The 18,526-nt window shown below is 54.2% G+C and carries 18 protein-coding genes and 1 pseudogene; 11 read left to right on the plus strand and 8 right to left on the minus strand.

Annotated features, from left to right (window positions below; translation table 11 throughout):
• Positions 1-82: 82 nt before the first annotated feature.
• The gene (gene clpA, locus AAC076_RS01875) at positions 83-2,350 is read right to left on the minus strand and encodes an ATP-dependent Clp protease ATP-binding subunit ClpA (protein WP_339842663.1); all 2,268 of its coding nucleotides are present in this window, start codon (positions 2,348-2,350) and stop codon (positions 83-85) included.
• 34 nt (positions 2,351-2,384) lie between these two features.
• Complete coding sequence (clpS, locus tag AAC076_RS01880) at positions 2,385-2,747, minus strand: ATP-dependent Clp protease adapter ClpS (protein ID WP_339842664.1); 363 nt, start codon at positions 2,745-2,747, stop codon at positions 2,385-2,387.
• 216 nt (positions 2,748-2,963) lie between these two features.
• Between clpS and cspD the strand changes: the two genes are divergently transcribed.
• Positions 2,964-3,236: a cold shock domain-containing protein CspD gene (gene cspD, locus AAC076_RS01885; protein WP_339842665.1), complete on the plus strand. Its 273-nt coding sequence runs from the start codon at positions 2,964-2,966 to the stop codon at positions 3,234-3,236.
• A 76-nt stretch (positions 3,237-3,312) separates the two neighbouring features.
• On the opposite strand, the gene icd is transcribed toward cspD, so the two are convergent.
• The gene (gene icd / locus AAC076_RS01890) at positions 3,313-4,572 is read right to left on the minus strand and encodes an NADP-dependent isocitrate dehydrogenase (RefSeq protein ID WP_339842666.1); all 1,260 of its coding nucleotides are present in this window, start codon (positions 4,570-4,572) and stop codon (positions 3,313-3,315) included.
• A gap of 356 nt (positions 4,573-4,928) precedes the next feature.
• Between icd and AAC076_RS01895 the strand changes: the two genes are divergently transcribed.
• From AAC076_RS01895 to AAC076_RS01940, 10 genes and pseudogenes are all read left to right on the plus strand, one after another.
• Complete coding sequence (locus tag AAC076_RS01895; protein WP_339842667.1) at positions 4,929-5,363, plus strand: NUDIX hydrolase; 435 nt, start codon at positions 4,929-4,931, stop codon at positions 5,361-5,363.
• 1 nt (position 5,364) lies between these two features.
• Entirely contained in the window at positions 5,365-6,495 is a 1,131-nt protein-coding gene (mnmA, locus tag AAC076_RS01900) for a tRNA 2-thiouridine(34) synthase MnmA (RefSeq protein ID WP_339842668.1), read from the plus strand.
• Positions 6,492-7,112: a high frequency lysogenization protein HflD gene (gene hflD, locus AAC076_RS01905; RefSeq protein ID WP_339842669.1), complete on the plus strand. Its 621-nt coding sequence runs from the start codon at positions 6,492-6,494 to the stop codon at positions 7,110-7,112. Before mnmA ends, hflD begins: the two co-directional genes overlap by 4 nt.
• Positions 7,105-7,983 carry a DMT family transporter gene (locus tag AAC076_RS01910; RefSeq protein ID WP_339842670.1) on the plus strand — a complete coding sequence of 293 codons (879 nt, stop codon included), beginning with the start codon at positions 7,105-7,107 and terminating at the stop codon, positions 7,981-7,983. Before hflD ends, AAC076_RS01910 begins: the two co-directional genes overlap by 8 nt.
• Before the next feature lie 66 nt (positions 7,984-8,049).
• Positions 8,050-9,420: an adenylosuccinate lyase gene (gene purB / locus AAC076_RS01915; protein ID WP_339842671.1), complete on the plus strand. Its 1,371-nt coding sequence runs from the start codon at positions 8,050-8,052 to the stop codon at positions 9,418-9,420.
• Positions 9,421-9,450: 30 nt separating this feature from the next.
• Positions 9,451-10,626: a cupin domain-containing protein gene (locus AAC076_RS01920; protein ID WP_339842672.1), complete on the plus strand. Its 1,176-nt coding sequence runs from the start codon at positions 9,451-9,453 to the stop codon at positions 10,624-10,626.
• Positions 10,619-11,029, plus strand: a pseudogene (locus AAC076_RS01925) (GNAT family N-acetyltransferase); the annotation flags it as partial. The gene AAC076_RS01920 and the pseudogene AAC076_RS01925, both read left to right, overlap by 8 nt.
• Positions 11,030-11,625: 596 nt before the next feature.
• Entirely contained in the window at positions 11,626-12,438 is an 813-nt protein-coding gene (locus tag AAC076_RS01930; RefSeq protein ID WP_339842673.1) for a secretin N-terminal domain-containing protein, read from the plus strand.
• A gap of 484 nt (positions 12,439-12,922) precedes the next feature.
• Entirely contained in the window at positions 12,923-14,518 is a 1,596-nt protein-coding gene (locus AAC076_RS01935; protein WP_339842674.1) for an isocitrate lyase, read from the plus strand.
• A 165-nt stretch (positions 14,519-14,683) separates the two neighbouring features.
• Positions 14,684-15,124 carry a thioesterase family protein gene (locus AAC076_RS01940; protein ID WP_335607238.1) on the plus strand — a complete coding sequence of 147 codons (441 nt, stop codon included), beginning with the start codon at positions 14,684-14,686 and terminating at the stop codon, positions 15,122-15,124.
• Positions 15,125-15,186: 62 nt separating this feature from the next.
• On the opposite strand, the gene AAC076_RS01945 is transcribed toward AAC076_RS01940, so the two are convergent.
• The 5 genes from AAC076_RS01945 to rraA all read right to left on the minus strand — a co-directional run bounded on the left by AAC076_RS01945 (position 15,187) and on the right by rraA (position 18,526).
• Entirely contained in the window at positions 15,187-16,149 is a 963-nt protein-coding gene (locus AAC076_RS01945) for an OmpA family protein (protein ID WP_339842675.1), read from the minus strand.
• A gap of 92 nt (positions 16,150-16,241) precedes the next feature.
• Complete coding sequence (sigX, locus tag AAC076_RS01950; RefSeq protein ID WP_339842802.1) at positions 16,242-16,829, minus strand: RNA polymerase sigma factor SigX; 588 nt, start codon at positions 16,827-16,829, stop codon at positions 16,242-16,244.
• Between the two features lie 44 nt (positions 16,830-16,873).
• Positions 16,874-17,695 carry a mechanosensitive ion channel domain-containing protein gene (locus tag AAC076_RS01955; protein ID WP_339842676.1) on the minus strand — a complete coding sequence of 274 codons (822 nt, stop codon included), beginning with the start codon at positions 17,693-17,695 and terminating at the stop codon, positions 16,874-16,876.
• Between the two features lies 1 nt (position 17,696).
• On the minus strand, positions 17,697-17,957 hold the full coding sequence (locus AAC076_RS01960; RefSeq protein ID WP_339842677.1) for a hypothetical protein: 261 nt from the start codon (positions 17,955-17,957) through the stop codon (positions 17,697-17,699).
• 83 nt (positions 17,958-18,040) lie between these two features.
• On the minus strand, positions 18,041-18,526 hold the full coding sequence (gene rraA / locus AAC076_RS01965) for a ribonuclease E activity regulator RraA (protein ID WP_339842678.1): 486 nt from the start codon (positions 18,524-18,526) through the stop codon (positions 18,041-18,043).

Raw genomic sequence — 18,526 nt, forward strand, 5'->3', positions numbered from 1 at the left:
AATGCAAAGGCCCCGCCGAAGCGGGGCCTTTTTTTGCCTGGATAAAAACGTCAGGTCCAGATCTGGCAGCCAGATTTGGAACTCAGGCCATTTCCTCCTCGAGCACATCCAACACCAACTCATCATCTCTACAGCTGATGTTTACCGTACCACCATGATCAGCCAATTCGCCAAACAGAATCGCTTCGGCCAAGGGCCGTTTGATCTTGTCCTGTATCAGGCGTGCCATGGGGCGCGCACCCATCAGCGGATCATAGCCATGCTCAGCCAGCCAATCCCGAGCTCTTTCGTCCACATCGAGCAGTACATGCTTATCTTCTAGCTGGGCTTGCAGCTCGGTGAGGAACTTGTCGACCACGAACTTGATACTGTCATGGCTGAGACGGCCAAACTGGATAATGGTATCCAGACGATTGCGGAACTCCGGAGTGAAGGTCTTCTTGATCACTTCGGAAGCGTCTGTAGTGTGATCCTGCCTGGTGAAACCGATCGATGCACGTGCCATGGATTCAGCACCCGCATTGGTGGTCAGTACAATGATGACATTGCGGAAATCCGCCTTGCGACCATTATTGTCCGTCAATGTACCGTGATCCATGACCTGCAGCAGCAAGTTGAACACTTCGGGGTGAGCCTTCTCGATCTCGTCCAGTAGCAGAACACAGTGCGGATTCTTGGTGACGGCCTCTGTCAACAAACCGCCCTGGTCAAATCCAACGTAACCAGGGGGCGCACCTATGAGACGCGATACCGTGTGCCGCTCCATGTACTCAGACATATCAAAGCGCAGTAACTCGACACCCAGGCTTTTAGCCAGTTGCCGTGTGACCTCGGTCTTGCCCACACCTGTGGGACCCGAGAACAGGAACGACCCGACCGGCTTGTCCGCCGACTTGAGTCCAGCCCGCGACAACTTGATGGCCGAAGCCAGTGAATCTATGGCTTCGTCCTGGCCGAAAACCACCAGCTTTAGGTCGCGCTCCAGATTCTTGAGCAGTTCCTTGTCGCTGGACGACACGTGCTTGGGAGGAATACGCGCGATCTTGGCGACAATGGCCTCAACCTCTGCGACGTCGATCACAGCCGGACGCTCGGACACCGGCTTGAGCCGCTGATAGGCGCCCGCCTCGTCAATCACGTCTATAGCCTTGTCAGGCATATGCCTGTCGTTAATATAGCGTGAAGCAAGTTCTGCAGCTGATCTGAGGGCTTCGTCGGTATAACCGATACCATGATGGTCCTCGAAGCGACTCTTCAGCCCCTTGAGAATCTGAATGGTATCTTCAACCGACGGCTCTATCACATCGACTTTCTGGAAGCGCCGTGCCAACGCGCGATCCTTCTCGAAAATACCGCGGAATTCCTGATAGGTCGTAGATCCGATACAACGCATCTCGCCGGATGTCAGGAGCGGCTTGAGCAGATTGGATGCATCCATCACACCACCCGAAGCTGCACCAGCACCGATTATGGTATGAATTTCATCAATAAAAAGAATAGCTTGCGGACGCTTCTTAAGAGCCTTAAGAAGTGCCTTGAAGCGCTTCTCAAAGTCCCCACGGTATTTTGTTCCCGCTAGCAGGGCGCCCAGATCCAGCGAGTAGACTACAGCCTCGGAGAGAATCTCAGGCACTTCGCCATCGACGATACGCTTGGCGAGACCTTCAGCAATAGCGGTCTTGCCCACTCCAGCCTCACCTACCAAGAGCGGATTGTTTTTTCGACGACGCACCAGAATCTGGGCGACACGCTCAACTTCGTGAGAACGCCCAACCAGCGGATCGATACGGCCGAGACGCGCCTGCTCATTGAGATTGGAGGCGTAAGCATCCAGCGGATTGGTGTTGCCTACAGCTTCACCTGACTCTTCATCAATATTGTCGCTGTCCGGCGGTGTCTGGTCCGCTTCCCCGCCCACCTTGGAAATACCATGGGAGATGAAGTTGACGATATCGATCCGGGCAATCTGTTGCTGCTTGAGGAAAAACACCGCCTGGCTTTCCTGTTCGCTGAAGATGGCGACCAGCACATTTGCACCACTCACCTCCCCCTTTCCGGAACTCTGCACATGAAATACGGCCCGTTGCAGAACACGTTGAAAGCCCAACGTAGGCTGAGTTTCGCGCTCATGGTCCTGCTTGGGGATAAGCGGCGTAGTGGAGTCGATGAACTCGACCAGCTCCCGGCGCAAGCGCTCTATATCCGCACCACAGGCTCGTAGCACATCAATGGCGGCGTGATTATCCAGTAAAGCGAGCAGCAGGTGCTCCACGGTCATGAATTCATGCCGTTTGTTGCGCGCTTCCTTGAACGCCAGATTAAGGGTGATCTCGAGATCTCTATTGAGCATGGTGCCACCTCATCATGCGGCCTTAGCCGCTTTGTTACGCTTCCCGTTCAATCTGACATATCAACGGGTGCTGGCATTCCCTGGCATATTCATTGACCTGAGCGGCCTTGGTCTCCGCTATGTCTCGGGTAAAGATCCCGCAGACCGCTCTTCCCTCAGTATGGACCCTCAACATGATCTGTGTAGCGGCCTCCCTGTTCAGAGAGAAAAACGTTTCAAGTACTTCTACTACAAAATCCATCGGGGTGTAGTCATCATTCATCATGACGACCTGATAACGTGACGGCGGCTTGAGTTCCGGCTTGCTGGTCTCTACCGCCAGACCGGAGTCATCCTCGTGCTCTGGATCGTCCGGTCTCTGGTTCAAGGTTAGCTGAAAATTGGTCATTGCAAACATGAGAAACATCGCTGATTACAGGCTATTGGATAAAAGCCCGGTGACAAACTGTGAGCTGGTACTCAGCTTGCCAGAGGCTGACTTGACTTACTTTGATTCAGTGTTAAAAAGTGTAAACGAGCATTGCCTGGCGGTCATCTGTTACAAGCACATCGTCATGCAACTCGATACCGCGAATACAACAACCCCAATCTGGGGCAGCACGAGGGATGTGGCATGCAATACGGCAAGGTTAAATGGTTCAATAACGCCAAGGGGTTTGGCTTCATTATAGCCGAAGGCCGAGATGAAGACCTCTTTGCTCATTACTCAGCAATTCAGATGGACGGCTACCGTACCCTCAAGGCGGGGCAGCCCGTTCGCTTCGAGATCATACAAGGGCCCAAGGGCCTGCACGCGGTGAACATTCAGTCCCATGAAACGGCTGAGCCCGCTACTCGCCTGCAAACAGAAGACACCGCAGAAGAAGCACACGCCACGCAGCATTGATTTCCTGCGTAGCATAAAGCGGAAACAACAAGGCCGGCATTAGCCGGCCTTGTCATTATTGCCCTGCCTGAGCGTTTCAGCCCATGCTGACAATCATATCATCGCCAAACTCGGAGCAAGAACGCAGGGTAGCGCCGTCCATCAAACGCTCAAAGTCGTATGTCACTGTCTTGTTGGCGATAGCGCCTTCGGTGCCTTTGATGATCAGGTCTGCAGCCTCGATCCAGCCCATATGACGCAACATCATTTCAGCTGAAAGGATCAATGAACCCGGGTTTACCTTGTCCTGGCCCGCATACTTGGGGGCTGTACCGTGGGTAGCTTCAAACATGGCTACGGTATCAGACAGGTTTGCACCCGGAGCGATACCAATACCACCTACCTCGGCTGCAAGCGCGTCGGAAAGGTAATCGCCGTTCAGGTTCAGGGTGGCGATCACATCATAGTCGGCTGGGCGCAGCAGAATCTGCTGAAGCATCGCATCGGCAATGACGTCCTTGACTACGATATTGCGGCCTGTCTTGGGATTCTTGAACTGCATCCAGGGACCACCGTCCAGCAGTTCGGCGCCGAACTCATCGCGTGCTACCTCATAGCCCCATTCCTTGAAGGCACCTTCGGTGAACTTCATGATGTTGCCCTTGTGGACAATTGTCACTGACTTGCGGTCATTGTCGACGGCGTACTGAAGCGCTTTCTGAACCAGACGCTTGGTGCCTTCCTCGGAGACCGGCTTGACACCAATGCCGCACATGTCGCTGAAGCGGATCTTGGTGACGCCCATTTCTTCCTGGAGGAACTTGATGACTTTCTTGGCTTCGGGAGTGCCGGCCTTGAATTCCACGCCTGCATAGATGTCTTCGGAGTTCTCACGGAAGATCACCATGTCAACGTCACCCGGCTTCTTAACGGGGCTTGGTACGCCGGTAAACCAGCGAACCGGGCGCTGACATACGTAAAGATCAAGCTGCTGACGCAGAGCAACGTTCAGTGAGCGGATGCCGCCACCGACCGGCGTGGTCAGGGGGCCTTTGATGGAAACAACAAAGTCCTTGACCGCGTGCAGGGTTTCTTCTGGCAGCCAGGTATCCTGGTCATACACTTGAGTAGCTTTTTCACCAGCGTAAACTTCCATCCAGGAAATCTTGCGCTTGCCGCCATAAGCTTTCTCAACTGCAGCGTCAACTACCTTCATCATTACTGGTGAAATATCGACGCCAATCCCGTCTCCTTCGATGTAAGGAATGACTGGATTGTTTGGCACGTTGAGGGACTGGTCGGCGTTTACGGAAATTTTGTCGCCGCTAGCCGGCACCTGGATCTTTTGGTATCCCATTATTGACTCCGTTAAGTTGTCGTTGTCACACGTGGACCCGCAGGGTAAAACGGGACCACAAAATACGGTGTTATTGGTGGCGCATATTGTTGTAGTTTTCCTACAAAAAGTCACGCTTTTTTCAATTGGAAGCTTGGTATTCCAAAGCAGCAATACGCCCTGAAGCCCCGTACGATGTCTTAAAAACCAGGTAGGGCGAAATATGTAGTATCACTACATTTCCACTACCGGAGCGTTCTCAAGCATCCTAGCCTTTTTTACCATCAAATCCAGTCGTGTCATACCATTGGACGGGACGGTGGTTCACCCTCACAGTGGATATAGGCTAACCTATGCACCCTGCTCAGGAGCCTTTCATGCGTTTCATACCCCACGTCACAGTTGCCACCGTAATCGAGAAGCACGGTCGATTCCTGATGGTTGAGGAGCACCGTGATGGGCGGCTAGTTTTAAACCAGCCTGCCGGTCATCTGGAAGAAGACGAAAGTCTTATTAATGCTGCCAGACGTGAGGTTCTCGAGGAAACCCGCTGTTCTGCAGAAATCACCGGTGTGGTGGGTATCTATCTGTTCAAGGCAGCCAACGGGACTTACTACCAGCGTAGCTGCTTTGCGGGCCAGTTTTTACAAGAACATCCGGAAATGGAATTGGACGAGGGAATTGTTCGCGCGCTCTGGATGACTCTGGATGAAATTCTTGCGCGCAGCGCCGACCTGCGCAGCCCTCTCGTATTGGACTGTATAGTTGACTACCTGACCAAGCCCCACCATTCACTGGACCTGTTTCGCTAAGATGACTAACTATTCCACCAAACCCCCTGCCCAGACCCGCGTGATTGTTGGAATGTCTGGAGGTGTTGATTCATCCGTTTCGGCTGCCCTGCTTCTTGAGCAGGGTTATCAGGTCGAAGGTCTGTTCATGAAAAACTGGGACGAGGACGATGGTACCGAGTACTGCACTGCCCGCCAGGATCTGGATGACGCCCAGGCCGTGAGTGACCGCTTGGGCATCAAGTTACATACGGCTAATTTTGCCGCAGAGTACTGGGATAACGTATTCGAACATTTCCTTGAAGAGTACAAGGCTGGGCGGACACCCAACCCCGACATTCTTTGCAACCGGGAGATCAAGTTCAAAGCGTTTCTCGATTATGCCCTGATGCTTGGCGCAGACCTGATCGCGACCGGACACTATGTGCGCCGTGACGAGCTGGATGGCCAGACCGTTCTGTTACGTGGCCTGGACAATAACAAGGATCAGAGTTATTTCCTGCACGCAGTCGGCGCAGAACAGATTGCGCGGACGCTGTTTCCGGTGGGCGAACTTGAGAAACCGGAGGTACGGCGCATCGCGGAAAAGTACGAGCTGGCCACCGCGCGCAAGAAGGATTCCACCGGCATCTGCTTTATCGGTGAGCGACGGTTCAGCGATTTTCTCAAGCAGTATCTCCCCGCCCAGCCAGGCGAAATCGAAACGACCGAGGGTAAAGTCATCGGCCGTCACCATGGCCTGATGTACCACACCATTGGGCAGCGGCAAGGTTTGGGTATTGGCGGGCTGCAAGGTGCTGGCGATGATCCCTGGTATGTTCTGGACAAGGATCTGCAGCGCAACGTACTGATTGTCGGCCAGGGCAACGAGCATCCCTGGCTGTTCTCCAGCGCACTGGGTTGCTCAACCATCTACTGGGTCAACGCCGTAGATGTCTCCTCGCCGCTACGTCTGACTGCCAAAGTTCGCTATCGACAACCCGACCAGGATTGCATCCTCGAGCAGACTGCAGACGGGTATCTGATACGCTTTGATACCCCTCAGCGCGCGGTTACGCCTGGACAATCTGTCGTGCTTTACCAGGGTGAAGTCTGCCTGGGCGGTGGCGTTATCGAAAGCGCCGTTCCCGCATTTGATAAGGACGTAGCATGACTGATGCAGAAGAACAGGTAATAGCCCTTGGAGCGATCTTTGAAGCCGCTATTCAGGTCGATAAACTGGCGCGTACGGGCCAGGTCAGCGAAGGACCGGTCACCTGCCTCCTGGGCAGCATTCTCGAGCGTTCTCCTGACGACGTGATGACAATTTACGGCGGATCGCATCACGATATCCGCCGCGGCCTCCAGGCCTTGCAGGCCATGCTTGAACGCGACACCGCTTCCCTGCAACGGGACGCCTTGCGCTACAGCATGAATCTGCTGACGCTGGAGCGGCAGCTAAGCAAGCGCGACGACATGCTCAGCGTGCTCGGTCAACGACTTGAGCAAGCTACCTCACAGGTTGAACATTTCGGCATCATGCACGACAACGTGGCGGCCTCGCTCGGGAGCATTTACCAGGACACTCTCAGCACACTTCGGCTACGTATTCAGGTGCACGGTGATATGCGCTACCTGCAGCAACCAGACATTGCCAATCGGATTCGGGCGCTGCTGCTGGCGGGCATTCGTTCTGCGAGGCTCTGGCGGCAACTCGGCGGGCATCGCTGGCAGTTGCTTTTCGCTCGCAAAAAGCTGCTGGAAGCTACCCAGTCGGTGCTCAATGGTTGAGCTGGTTAGGCTTGACCATCCACGTAAAGGTGCCTTGTTTCTTGCCTGTTCGGCGCTCCTCTTCGCGGTAATGGGCATTTTGATCCGCGAAGTGTCCGCCACCGTGAATAATGAGAACGTTGTATTTTTTCGCAACCTGCTCGGCGTGGTGTTCTTTCTTCCAATGATTCTGACCAAGGGCTTTGGGCCGTTTCGCACAGCCCATCTTGGCAGGCATTTTCTGCGTACCTTTTTTGGCCTGGGCGCCATGTACTGCTTCTTCTACGCCATCGCTCACTTGCCACTGGCAGATGCGATGCTATTTACCTATGCAGCCCCGGTGTTCACTCCGCTTCTGGCCTGGTGGTGGCTACGGGAATCACTGACATTACGCATGATCTTCATGGTCCTGCTGGGCTTTGCCGGGGTATTGCTGGTCGCCAAACCCTCTGGAGCCATGTTCGACCCCAATGCCCTGGCTGGAGTTGGAGCCAGCTTGCTCGCGGCGTGCGCTTTTGTGTCGATCCGCGCCATGAGCAATACGGAGCCGGCTACCAGGATCGTGTTTTATTTCGCTCTATTTTCCTCGTTGCTGTCGGCCATTCCCTTGCTTTGGGCCTGGCAACCACTGGATACCAGACAGCTGGGCATGCTGGTCGCCATTGGTCTGGTCGCCACTGTCAGTCAGTTGTTGATGTCACGAGCCTATAGTCTGGCGCCCCCCGGAAAGATCGGCCCCCTGAGCTATCTGGCAATCGTCTTTTCCGGCATCTTTGCCTGGTTTATCTGGGGTGAAATGCCCGGCCTGTCTTCCTGGATTGGCGCAGGACTGATATTTGCGTCCACCATGATCAGCATCTTCCTGCCCGGTACCCGGGCCAAAGCTGCCTGATCTGGTGTATGATCTGGCGTTTTTCCGCCCTATCTTTTTCCGCCCTATCTTTTGACGAGAAAAACTATGCAACTCTCCTCCCTGACCGCCGTATCCCCGGTTGATGGCCGCTACGGCAGCAAGACCTCCAGCCTGCGTACCATTTTCAGTGAATATGGCCTGATCCGTTTTCGCGTTCAGGTCGAGGTGAGATGGCTGCAATGTCTGGCGGCACATCCGCAGATCCCTGAAATCGGTCCTTTTTCCGATGAAGCAAACGCTCTGCTGAATCGTCTGGTCGATGATTTTCAGCTTGAGCACGCCGAGCGCATCAAGGAAATAGAGCGCACAACTAATCACGATGTAAAAGCTGTTGAGTATCTGCTCAAAGAACAGGTAGAGAGCCTGCCAGAGCTCAAGGCAGTGAATGAATTCATCCACTTTGCCTGCACCTCCGAGGACATCAATAATCTGTCCCACGCGCTCATGCTGCGCGCCGGCCGTGATGACGTGATGCTGCCACTGATGCAACGTATCGCTGATGAAATTCGCTCCCTCGCGGTAACGCACGCAGACGTACCCCTGCTGTCGCGTACCCACGGCCAACCGGCCTCCCCCACAACGATGGGCAAGGAGCTGGCGAACGTGGTTTATCGTCTTGAGCGTCAGATTCAGCAGATCGCAGCTGTACCCTTGCTGGGCAAGATCAACGGCGCAGTAGGCAACTACAACGCTCACCTGTCGGCTTACCCGGAGATAGACTGGGAAGCCAATGCGCAGAACTTTGTGGAAAAAACCTTGGGGCTGGATTTCAATCCCTACACCACTCAGATCGAGCCGCATGATTACATCGCCGAACTCTATGATGCGACCGCACGGTTCAACACCATTCTGATCGATTTTGACCGTGATATCTGGGGCTATATTTCCCTGGGATATTTCAAACAGAAGACTATCGCTGGCGAGATCGGCTCTTCGACCATGCCGCACAAGGTCAATCCAATCGATTTCGAGAACTCCGAAGGTAACCTGGGTATCGCCAACGCGATACTCCAGCACTTGGCCAGCAAGCTGCCGATTTCGCGTTGGCAGCGTGACCTGACCGACTCTACCGTACTGCGTAACCTGGGCGTCGGTTTTGCGCACAGCCTGATTGCCTATGAATCAACTCTCAAGGGAATCAGTAAGTTGGAGCTCAATGCTCAACGTATTGCTGATGATCTAGGCAATACCTGGGAAGTTCTGGCCGAGCCGATCCAGACGGTCATGCGCCGTTATGCGGTGCCGGACGCCTACGAAAAGCTTAAGGAGTTGACCCGTGGCAAAGGCATTACGCCACAGGCGTTGCTTGAATTTGTCGACACATTGGAAATTCCGGAGCAGGCCAAGACTGATCTGAAAGCCCTTACCCCGGCTAACTACATCGGCAGCGCCGTCGCTCAGGCAAAACGGATCTGACGGCTTCAATCACTTTATAAGGTCTGCCCCATGTCTCTGCCACATCCTTCCGTCCTGCTGGGCGGTATCAGCCCGGACATTTTTCTGCGCGACTACTGGCAGAAAAAGCCCTTGCTCATTCGTCAGGCATTCCCTGCGTTGGAGAATCCGCTTTCGCCCGATGAACTGGCAGGACTGGCACTGGAGGATGAAGTCGAGTCCAGGATCGTGCTGACACAAGGCGCAACGCCCTGGGAACTGCGCCGCGGTCCGTTTACAGAAGAGGATTTCAAGACCCTTCCAGAGCAGGACTGGACCTTGCTGGTGCAAGCTGTGGATCAGTTCGTGCCGGATGTTGCCGAGCTGATGAAAGCTTTCAGTTTTCTTCCATCATGGCGTCTCGACGACGTCATGATCAGCTATGCAACACCGGGCGGCAGCGTTGGCCCCCATTACGACAACTATGATGTTTTTCTGCTGCAAAGCCATGGTCGCCGCAGGTGGAAAATCGGGCAGCACTGTGATGATCAGAGCCCATTACTCGATCATCCCGATCTACGTATTTTGAGTCATTTCGAGGAACAGCAGGAGTGGGTGCTGGAACCCGGCGACATGCTCTATATACCGCCTGGTATTGCCCACCATGGCATTGCCGAAGACGAATGCATGACCTGCTCAATCGGCTTTCGAGCGCCAAGCCATCAGGATATCCTGCTGCATTACACTGACTTCCTGAGTCAGTATCTGGCTGACAGCCAGCGCTACGGTGATCCGGATGCCAAACCAGTCGCTCATCCCGCCGCGATAGATGATCAAAGTATCGAACGACTTCAGCATATTATGCTCGAACTGGTGAACGACAAGGCCGCTTTGGCTACCTGGTTCGGCCGACACATGACTGAGCCTCGCTACCCTGAACTGATCCAGCCACAGGAGCTGCCAGCGGGTACTCTGCTGGAGGAGCTCCAGAATGGTTATGGGCTGATGCGTAATCCCAGTACCCGACTGGCCTACCGGGTGGATTCAGATGAACACCTTTTGTTATTTGCCAGCGGTGAACATTGTCTGTTGCCCGCTACCCTGTTGCCCCTGGTTCAACTAGTCTGTAATAACGATTATTTCGATAGTGAAACACTGCTCGGCTGGCAGACCGACGACGAGGCATGGACCCTGCTGGAACAGCTGCTGGCCAAGGGAGACCTCCTGCTGGAGGGAGATGATGAATGAGATTTCAGTTCGGGTAGTTGACTGGCATACCACCGAGGCACTGCGTGATATTCGCAGGGACGTCTTCATTGCTGAGCAGCAGATCCCCGAATCGATGGAATGGGATTCGGACGACCCGGTTTCCATTCATTTTCTCCTGACCTACGATAAAGAACCGGTCGGCACTGCCAGGCTGCTTGAGGATGGCCATATTGGCCGCGTAGCCATACGAAAGGCGTGGCGCGGTCGCAAGCTGGGCGAACAACTCATGCTTGCGGTTATGGACCACGCCCAGGCACGTGGAATGCTTGTGCTTAAGCTCTCCGCCCAGAGCTACGCATTGGACTTCTATCGCAGGCTGGGATTTCAGGTGTCTTCCGAGGAATATCTGGAAGCTGGTATTGCGCACTTTGCCATGCAGCGTGAGCATATTACCGGTGACTTGCCGCCCATCGAATTCATCTCCCCGGGACGCTTCAGTATCAACAACCCGCAGGAGGTCAGTGCCCCCACACCTGAGCTGGACCTAAGCTGGCAACTGGGTGAGCATCGAGACCTGATAGAAATAGATGAGCAGCAGGCGTGCGACCATTTGCTCTGGATACTTGGTCAGGCCCGCAAGCGTGTATTGATTTATGCCGCTGATCAGGCCGTCTGGTTATTCAATCGACGGGACGTCATCGTCGCTGTTGAGCAGCTAGTGGCCCGTCAGCCAAAGGCCCGCATCCAGATTCTGCTACACGAGGCCAGCAAGGCTTTTCTGCAAGGCCACAGCCTGGTCAATCTGATGCACAGATTTCCCAGCCTGCTGCAGATTCGCAAACAACATCCTGAGCGTCTCAAGGGCACCCAGGTATATATGCTCATCGATAGCAGCGGCATCATGATGCTGCCCCGGTCTATACGCCGTGAGGGCTTTGTCAGATACAACAGTCCCGACCAGGTCAGACGCTGGCACGGAACCTTCGAGGATTTGTGGGCGAGCAGCCAAAGCGACTCTGCTATCAGGAGATTTCTGTTATGAAAATGCCACCTTGGCAACAAGCGGCTGTGCTGATTCTTGCTCTGGCAGTCTCGGGCCCAATACAGGCGGCACCACAAACCGAGATTTTCACCCTCGGTTACAGCATGGCCGACAGCATGATTCCTGCCATTCAACCCATGCTTCGCGACGACGAACGGGTGTCAGCCTATGGTAATCAACTGATCGTACGGGCCGAACCTGAGCGGCTGGAGGAGATACGGGCTCTGCTCGCCAACCTCGATCGCAAGCCCGCCCAGATCAGAATCAGCGTAGCCAACAGTGGCAATGCGGTCAGCAATGAGCGGGGCTTCGAGATCAATAGCCGCCTTGAAACCGGAGCGGGCGATATCGTTGTAGGTGACGGCAGTAATCAGTCACGCATTATTCGCAGGGAAACACGGGGCCAGAGCGACGGAGTCCGCCGTTTAACGGCCAGCGAAGGCTACCCGGTACTTATTCAGTCCGGTCAAAGCGTCCCCCTGACCACAACCACCACTGATGCGTTTGGGCGAGTCGTGCAGCAAACTCAATACCGTAATGTGACCCAGGGTTTCTATGCCACCGTAAGGCTCAATGGCAATCAGGCCACCATTACACTCAGCGCCAATAACGACCGCCTGAACCCCAATGACAACCGCGTCATAGACGTCCAACAGGCTGATACCGTAGTTACAGGACGCGTGGGGGAATGGATCACCATTGGTGGACTGGGCGACACCGCACGCAGCAATGACAAGGACATTGGCCAGCGTATTACCACTCGTAATCAGAATGACAGCAGTATCCGGCTTATGGTCGAGCGTCTGTAACAGTCGTAGCCGCTACTTATGGTTCCTGTAGTTGGTCGAAAAAATCACTACATACGATTGACTTATTGCCGGCCAAGTCGCATCATTGCGTCGCTCCCGCTAGCCAGAGATTCCGAAAGGACTCTCCGGACCGCATCCTTAACCATCGGATCGGTCAGTGTCTCAACAGCCCAAAAGGCAGTTCGACGAGGTTGCGACTGGAACGAAGTTGTCCTGAGGGACGGGGAAGCGATTTAGCGTCAGTCTGAATGATTGTGATACCGCTGCTGTGCTTTGGGGATACATCCTTTTCCTCCGGCAAACGCGACCACGTTCGCATTAGCAGTGACAGTCCTTCACCTGCTCATACCCCCTCTCCTTTCGGCTCTATTTCTTTCAGTCCTGTTCAGACGCGCAGCGGTGCACCGCCCATGCACGACCTTTAGCATGTGGGTTTTGGGTGGAATTTTCGTGCTCAACCAAACGCAAACTTGAAGGATTGACCATGTCAGCTTATCAAAACGACATCAAGGCCGTAGCCGCGCTGAAAGAAACTGCCGGTAACAGCTGGAGCGCTATCAACCCAGAATCCGTGGCTCGCATGCGCGCCCAGAACCGTTTCAAGACCGGCCTGGACATCGCCAAGTACACTGCCGCCATCATGCGCAAGGACATGGCCGAGTATGACGCCGACACTTCTGTCTACACTCAGTCACTGGGTTGCTGGCACGGCTTCATCGGGCAGCAGAAGCTGATCTCGATCAAGAAGCACCTGAAGACCACCAACAAGCGTTACCTCTATCTGTCCGGCTGGATGGTTGCCGCCCTGCGTTCCGACTTCGGCCCGCTGCCTGACCAGTCCATGCACGAAAAGACTGCCGTCTCCGGCCTGATTGAAGAGCTGTACACCTTCCTGCGCCAGGCTGACGCACGTGAACTGGATCTGTTGTTCATGGATCTGGATGCTGCCCGTGATGCTGGCGACAAGTCCAAGGAAGCTGAAATTCAAGCCAAGATCGACAACTTCGAAACTCACGTTGTGCCGATCATTGCTGACATCGACGCCGGTTTCGGTAACCCCGAAGCTACCTACCTGCTGGCCAAGAAAATGATCGAGGCTGGTGCCTGCTGCATCCAGATCGAAAACCAGGTTTCCGACGAGAAGCAGTGCGGTCACCAGGATGGCAAGGTAACTGTTCCCCATGAAGACTTCCTGGCCAAGATCAACGCCGTACGCTACGCGTTCCTTGAGATGGGTGTTGACGACGGTGTTATCGTTGCCCGTACAGATTCGCTGGGTGCTGGCCTGACCAAGCAAATCGCAGTCACCAAAGAGCCAGGCGATCTGGGCGACCAGTACAACTCCTTCCTGGATTGTGAAGAAGTGTCTGCTGCCGACATGAAGAACGGCGACGTCGTTCTGAACCGTGGTGGCAAGCTGCTGCGTCCCAAGCGTCTGCCAAGCAACCTGTTCCAGTTCCGCGCTGGCACTGGCGAAGACCGCGTTATTCTGGATTGCATCACCTCCCTGCAGCATGGCGCCGACTTGCTGTGGATCGAGACCGAGAAGCCCCACGTTGGTCAGATTGCCAAGATGGTCAATCGCATCCGTGAAGTGATCCCGACTGCCAAGCTGGTTTACAACAACAGCCCGTCCTTCAACTGGACTCTGAACTTCCGTCAGCAAGTATTTGATAACATGGCTGAAGAAGGCAAGGACGTTTCTGCATACGATCGCGCCAAGCTGATGAGCGTTGAGTATGACGAAACCGAGCTGGCTCAGATCGCTGACGAGAAGATCCGTACCTTCCAGGCTGACGGTTCGCGTGAAGCAGGTATCTTCCACCACCTGATCACCCTGCCGACTTACCACACCGCCGCGCTGTCTACCGACAACCTGGCCAAAGGGTACTTTGCAGAAGAAGGCATGCTGGCTTATGTGAAAGGCGTTCAGCGCCAGGAACTGCGTCAGGGTATCGCTTGTGTCAAGCACCAGAACATGGCTGGCTCCGACATCGGTGACAACCATAAAGAGTACTTCGCTGGCGAAGCTGCTCTGAAAGCTGGTGGTAAAGACAACACCATGAATCAGTTCGGTTGATAATTAACTGATCGGACTTAGGTCCGGGTGTTAAGAGAAAGGCCACCTTCGGGTGGCCTTTTTTATTGCCGTGCGTCTGCTTGGAGTGTCTGCCCCGGGACATCTTGAGTACAATGCGCGCTGATTTCGCCCCTGCACTCCTCCGACGTTAAAGGTTCCCATCGCATGGCTCGCCTCACCCTCGAATTCCCTGACAATCAGTTCTACTTCACCACGCAATTGACCGTACGCATAACCGATATCAACGCAGGCAAGCACCTTGCCAATGACTCGATGGTATCGATGATCTCAGAGGCGCGTGCACGCTTTCTCTACCAGTTCGGTATCGAGGAAGTCAGTGATATGGATACCGGCATCATCGTTACAGATCTCGCGACCACCTATAAGCGTGAAGCTTTCGCAAGGGATGCACTGATATTTGAAGTGGGCATGATGGATCTGAACAAATACGGTGGAGACATCATATTCCGTATTACCAAGGCTATCGGTGGGGAGCTTGTCGCTCTCGCCAAGTCCGGATTCGTATTCTACGATTTCACCACCTCCAAGGTGGCGCCAATGCCCGAGGACTTCCGGTTGCGGTTCCCCGGAGTCAACTATATCTGAAGCAGAATCCAGGCATAAAAAAACCCGGCCGAGGCCGGGTTTTTTGTACTACAGATCAGTTCTTAACGAACTTCGACCTGAGTTTCAACGTCAGCTTCAACGCGACGGTTCATCTGACGACCTTCGTCAGTTGAGTTGTCAGCGATCGGACGCTCTTCGCCGTAACCGACTGAATCGATACGTGAAGCCTCAACACCCTGGTTGATCAGAGCTTGACGGACTGAAGCAGCGCGACGCTGGGACAGATCCTTGTTGTAGGCATCGCTACCGACTGAGTCAGTGTGACCTTCAACGGTAGTAGTGACCGAAGGATAGGTCTTCATGAATTCTGCCAGGCTGTTGATGTCGTTGCGGTATTCAGGACGGATGCTTGACTTGTCGAAGTCAAACTTGACGTCCAGCTCAACGCGAACGTTCTGCATTTCAGGCGCAGGCTGTGGAGCCGGAGCAGGTGCAGGTGCCGGAGCAGGTGCCTGGGCAACAGGAGCAGGAGCGCTACCGAAGTTCAGACCCATGCCAACGCCAGCCATCCATTCCACTTCGCTGGTGTCGATGGCATACATGCCGTCAACGCCTGCTTTAACGTAGAAGTTATCGCTGAGGTAGTTCTTCACACCAGCGCCAACCAGCGCCATGGTGGTGCGGTCGTTAGAGCTGCCGCCAAGGCCGTCAAGCTCTTGGTGACCCAGACCACCGGACAGGTAAGGACGGATTGCGCCTTCACCAAAGTGGTAGATAGCTTCAACGGTCATCAAACGACCATCGATATCTTCACCGGTGAGGTCAGACTCGAGGCTGTCGCGATAAGTACCCAGGTTAACGTTCAGCAGAACGTCATCGGTGAGGAACGTACCAATGCCGCCGCCCACCAGGGTGCCGTCGCTCAAGTCACGATAGCTACCTGTGAAGTAGCGCTTTGCGAACGCTTCAACTTCAACTGAACCGGCGCTTTGAGCCATAACAGGCATGGCAGAAGCAGCGATTGCGGCACTAACAACGATACCCAAAGTGTTTTTCAATTTCATTAGTAAATCCCCATCAATCCGTTTAGGACGTTAACTTGCGTAAAACTCACGCTGGAGTATAACAGAAATAATGAAAAGCAAATAAATTCCGTTCAAAAAGGGTTATCAAGGTGTGATCTGAGTTTCTCTAATGCTCTTTTATACCGCATCTTGGTTGCACTTAGACCCATGCGCATGATGTCCGCTATTTCCTGAAACTCCAATTCGGCTATAAAACGCAAAACAAGTATCTCACGATCCACCTGATTAACGTGCACCAGCCAGCGATCCAGACTGACTCGATCGGTCACCTGCGTTGCGTCGAGCTCCGGACTTTCTTCTTCCTGCGGATCCAGACTCAGCGCATCGAGTAGGCGACGCTTGCGCTTCTCCTTGCGATACTGCGTGATGCATTCGTTATACGTAATACTGTAAAGCCAGGTTTTGAACTTTGCTTTTCCCTCAAACTGACGCAATCCATGCAGCACCTTGAGCATAACCTCCTGACAAACATCGTCAGCGTCACGCTCATTGCCCAGATAGCGGGCACACACATTAAACAATGTGCGCTGGTAACGACGCATCAGCTCTTCATAGGCAACGGTTGTATGGAAAAGTTCCCGGTTCGCTCGCTCAACCAGCTCCTCATCCGAGAGCTCGAGCGGATTGTAGCGTGCCGTCTTATTCTGACTGGTCAAAATACGCTTTCACCACGGTGAGGGACTTGGTTGATTTGTAGAAAATATCAGCGAGAAACCCGCTGCTCGATCAAGGAGCGGTTCGAGACAGATACCAACTGCCCCGTATCATCCATTACCTGAGTCTTGACTGTGCCAACCTCCTCTACCACACCCTCTAGCCCCTCCATGCTGATCCGGTCACCCACCTGGTAAAGCTCCCGCACATATATACCGGCAATTATCTGGCTGACCACCGACCTGCTACCCAAACCAAGCGCAAGGGCCGCGGCAAACCCAAACGAAATCAGCACAATGGCAATTACCATGTTGAGCAATTGGGTTTCTATCTGCAGCTGGCCGATCGCCAGGGAAACCGTAATGATCAACAGCAGGCCCTGTGCGAGCCTTCCCAGGCCGCTTGCGTAGTCGATCCCTATACCTTGAGCTGCGCCACGGACCAGGCCGTTGACCAGATGTGAAAGCAGCAGACCGGAAAGCAGGATGAGGGCCGCACCAAACACCTTGGGAAGATAAAGCGTGAAAGCATCCAGTGTGGAAGAAACCCTGGCCAGCCCCAGAGTTTCCGACGCAGAAACCACGAACATCAGGACGATGAACCAGTAAAGAATCTTGCCCACCAACGCTGAGACGGGCATGACAATACCCACCCTGCTCAGCAGTTTGGACACGCCAGCACCGCTCATCAGCCGGTCCAGTCCAACTCTGGCCAGACCCTTGCTAAGCAGGGTATCCACTACTTTTGCCACGATAAATCCGAGCAGCACAATTAGCAGCGCTGCAATCAGATTGGGAATAAAGGCAGCAATATTGCCCCACAGTGCTGCCATGCTGGCCATGAAGCTCTGGCCCCAGGTATCGAGTTGCATACTAGGTTCTCTGATTATTGGAAGGATCGGGGGAAGATTTCATGCTGCGGCGGGTGGGTCGAGCATGACGTAACCCCCTGGCGCCGCCTTCGGATATTACCCAGCCCCAGTTGGCAAAGAGGCGCACGAGATCAAGAGCACCACCACGCAAGTGTATCTTGTGCAATACACGTTCCATTCTAGCGTCGTCAACGTTTTCGGAATCGTCAGCCTGATCGCCTTGCATCAATGCACGCAGGCGTTGCTCGATCGGGTCTTCCATTAAAACCTCCGGTGAACCTGACAATTACGTGCAAAACGGGTAGCTGAAAAAAATAACCCGCTCAACAGGAGCGGGTTATCACCTCAAGCAGGCATCTGCAGAGCGTCGGGGGATACGATAATGCCATTGTTATCGGCATAGACGTACTCACCGGGTCGGAACGTAACCCCGGCGAAGGTAACCGCCACATTCAGGTCGCCAATTCCGCGCTTGTCTGTTTTCATCGGATGACTTGCCAGGGCCTGTATACCCAGTGGTGTCTGAGCCAGCACATCAACATCACGCACACAGCCGTAAACGATAATACCTTCCCAGCCGTTCTTTGCCGCTTTCTCAGCCAGCATGTCACCCAGCAGGGCACGGCGCATGGAGCCACCACCGTCAACCACCATGACCTTGCCGCGACCGTCGAGATCAACCTGCTCCTTGACCACGGAGTTGTCTTCGAAACACTTGACTGTAACGATCTCGCCGCCAAATGAATCATGGCCACCAAAGTTACTGAACATCGGCTCTAACACCAGAACATCGGGATAGGCGTCACACAGATCCGGGGTTACATAGTGCAT

It is taken from the genome of uncultured Halopseudomonas sp., from assembly GCF_963977355.1.
GTDB lineage: Bacteria > Pseudomonadota > Gammaproteobacteria > Pseudomonadales > Pseudomonadaceae > Halopseudomonas.

What these genes read in the sequence shown, in the direction of transcription:
- clpA (WP_339842663.1), bottom strand. Translation starts at nt 2,350, where the DNA reads ATGCTCAATAGAGATCTCGAGATCACCCTTAATCTGGCGTTCAAGGAA.
- clpS (WP_339842664.1), bottom strand. Translation starts at nt 2,747, where the DNA reads ATGTTTGCAATGACCAATTTTCAGCTAACCTTGAACCAGAGACCGGAC.
- cspD (WP_339842665.1), top strand. Translation starts at nt 2,964, where the DNA reads ATGCAATACGGCAAGGTTAAATGGTTCAATAACGCCAAGGGGTTTGGC.
- icd (WP_339842666.1), bottom strand. Translation starts at nt 4,572, where the DNA reads ATGGGATACCAAAAGATCCAGGTGCCGGCTAGCGGCGACAAAATTTCC.
- AAC076_RS01895 (WP_339842667.1), top strand. Translation starts at nt 4,929, where the DNA reads ATGCGTTTCATACCCCACGTCACAGTTGCCACCGTAATCGAGAAGCAC.
- mnmA (WP_339842668.1), top strand. Translation starts at nt 5,365, where the DNA reads ATGACTAACTATTCCACCAAACCCCCTGCCCAGACCCGCGTGATTGTT.
- hflD (WP_339842669.1), top strand. Translation starts at nt 6,492, where the DNA reads ATGACTGATGCAGAAGAACAGGTAATAGCCCTTGGAGCGATCTTTGAA.
- AAC076_RS01910 (WP_339842670.1), top strand. Translation starts at nt 7,105, where the DNA reads ATGGTTGAGCTGGTTAGGCTTGACCATCCACGTAAAGGTGCCTTGTTT.
- purB (WP_339842671.1), top strand. Translation starts at nt 8,050, where the DNA reads ATGCAACTCTCCTCCCTGACCGCCGTATCCCCGGTTGATGGCCGCTAC.
- AAC076_RS01920 (WP_339842672.1), top strand. Translation starts at nt 9,451, where the DNA reads ATGTCTCTGCCACATCCTTCCGTCCTGCTGGGCGGTATCAGCCCGGAC.
- AAC076_RS01930 (WP_339842673.1), top strand. Translation starts at nt 11,626, where the DNA reads ATGAAAATGCCACCTTGGCAACAAGCGGCTGTGCTGATTCTTGCTCTG.
- AAC076_RS01935 (WP_339842674.1), top strand. Translation starts at nt 12,923, where the DNA reads ATGTCAGCTTATCAAAACGACATCAAGGCCGTAGCCGCGCTGAAAGAA.
- AAC076_RS01940 (WP_335607238.1), top strand. Translation starts at nt 14,684, where the DNA reads ATGGCTCGCCTCACCCTCGAATTCCCTGACAATCAGTTCTACTTCACC.
- AAC076_RS01945 (WP_339842675.1), bottom strand. Translation starts at nt 16,149, where the DNA reads ATGAAATTGAAAAACACTTTGGGTATCGTTGTTAGTGCCGCAATCGCT.
- AAC076_RS01955 (WP_339842676.1), bottom strand. Translation starts at nt 17,695, where the DNA reads ATGCAACTCGATACCTGGGGCCAGAGCTTCATGGCCAGCATGGCAGCA.
- AAC076_RS01960 (WP_339842677.1), bottom strand. Translation starts at nt 17,957, where the DNA reads ATGGAAGACCCGATCGAGCAACGCCTGCGTGCATTGATGCAAGGCGAT.
- rraA (WP_339842678.1), bottom strand. Translation starts at nt 18,526, where the DNA reads ATGCACTATGTAACCCCGGATCTGTGTGACGCCTATCCCGATGTTCTG.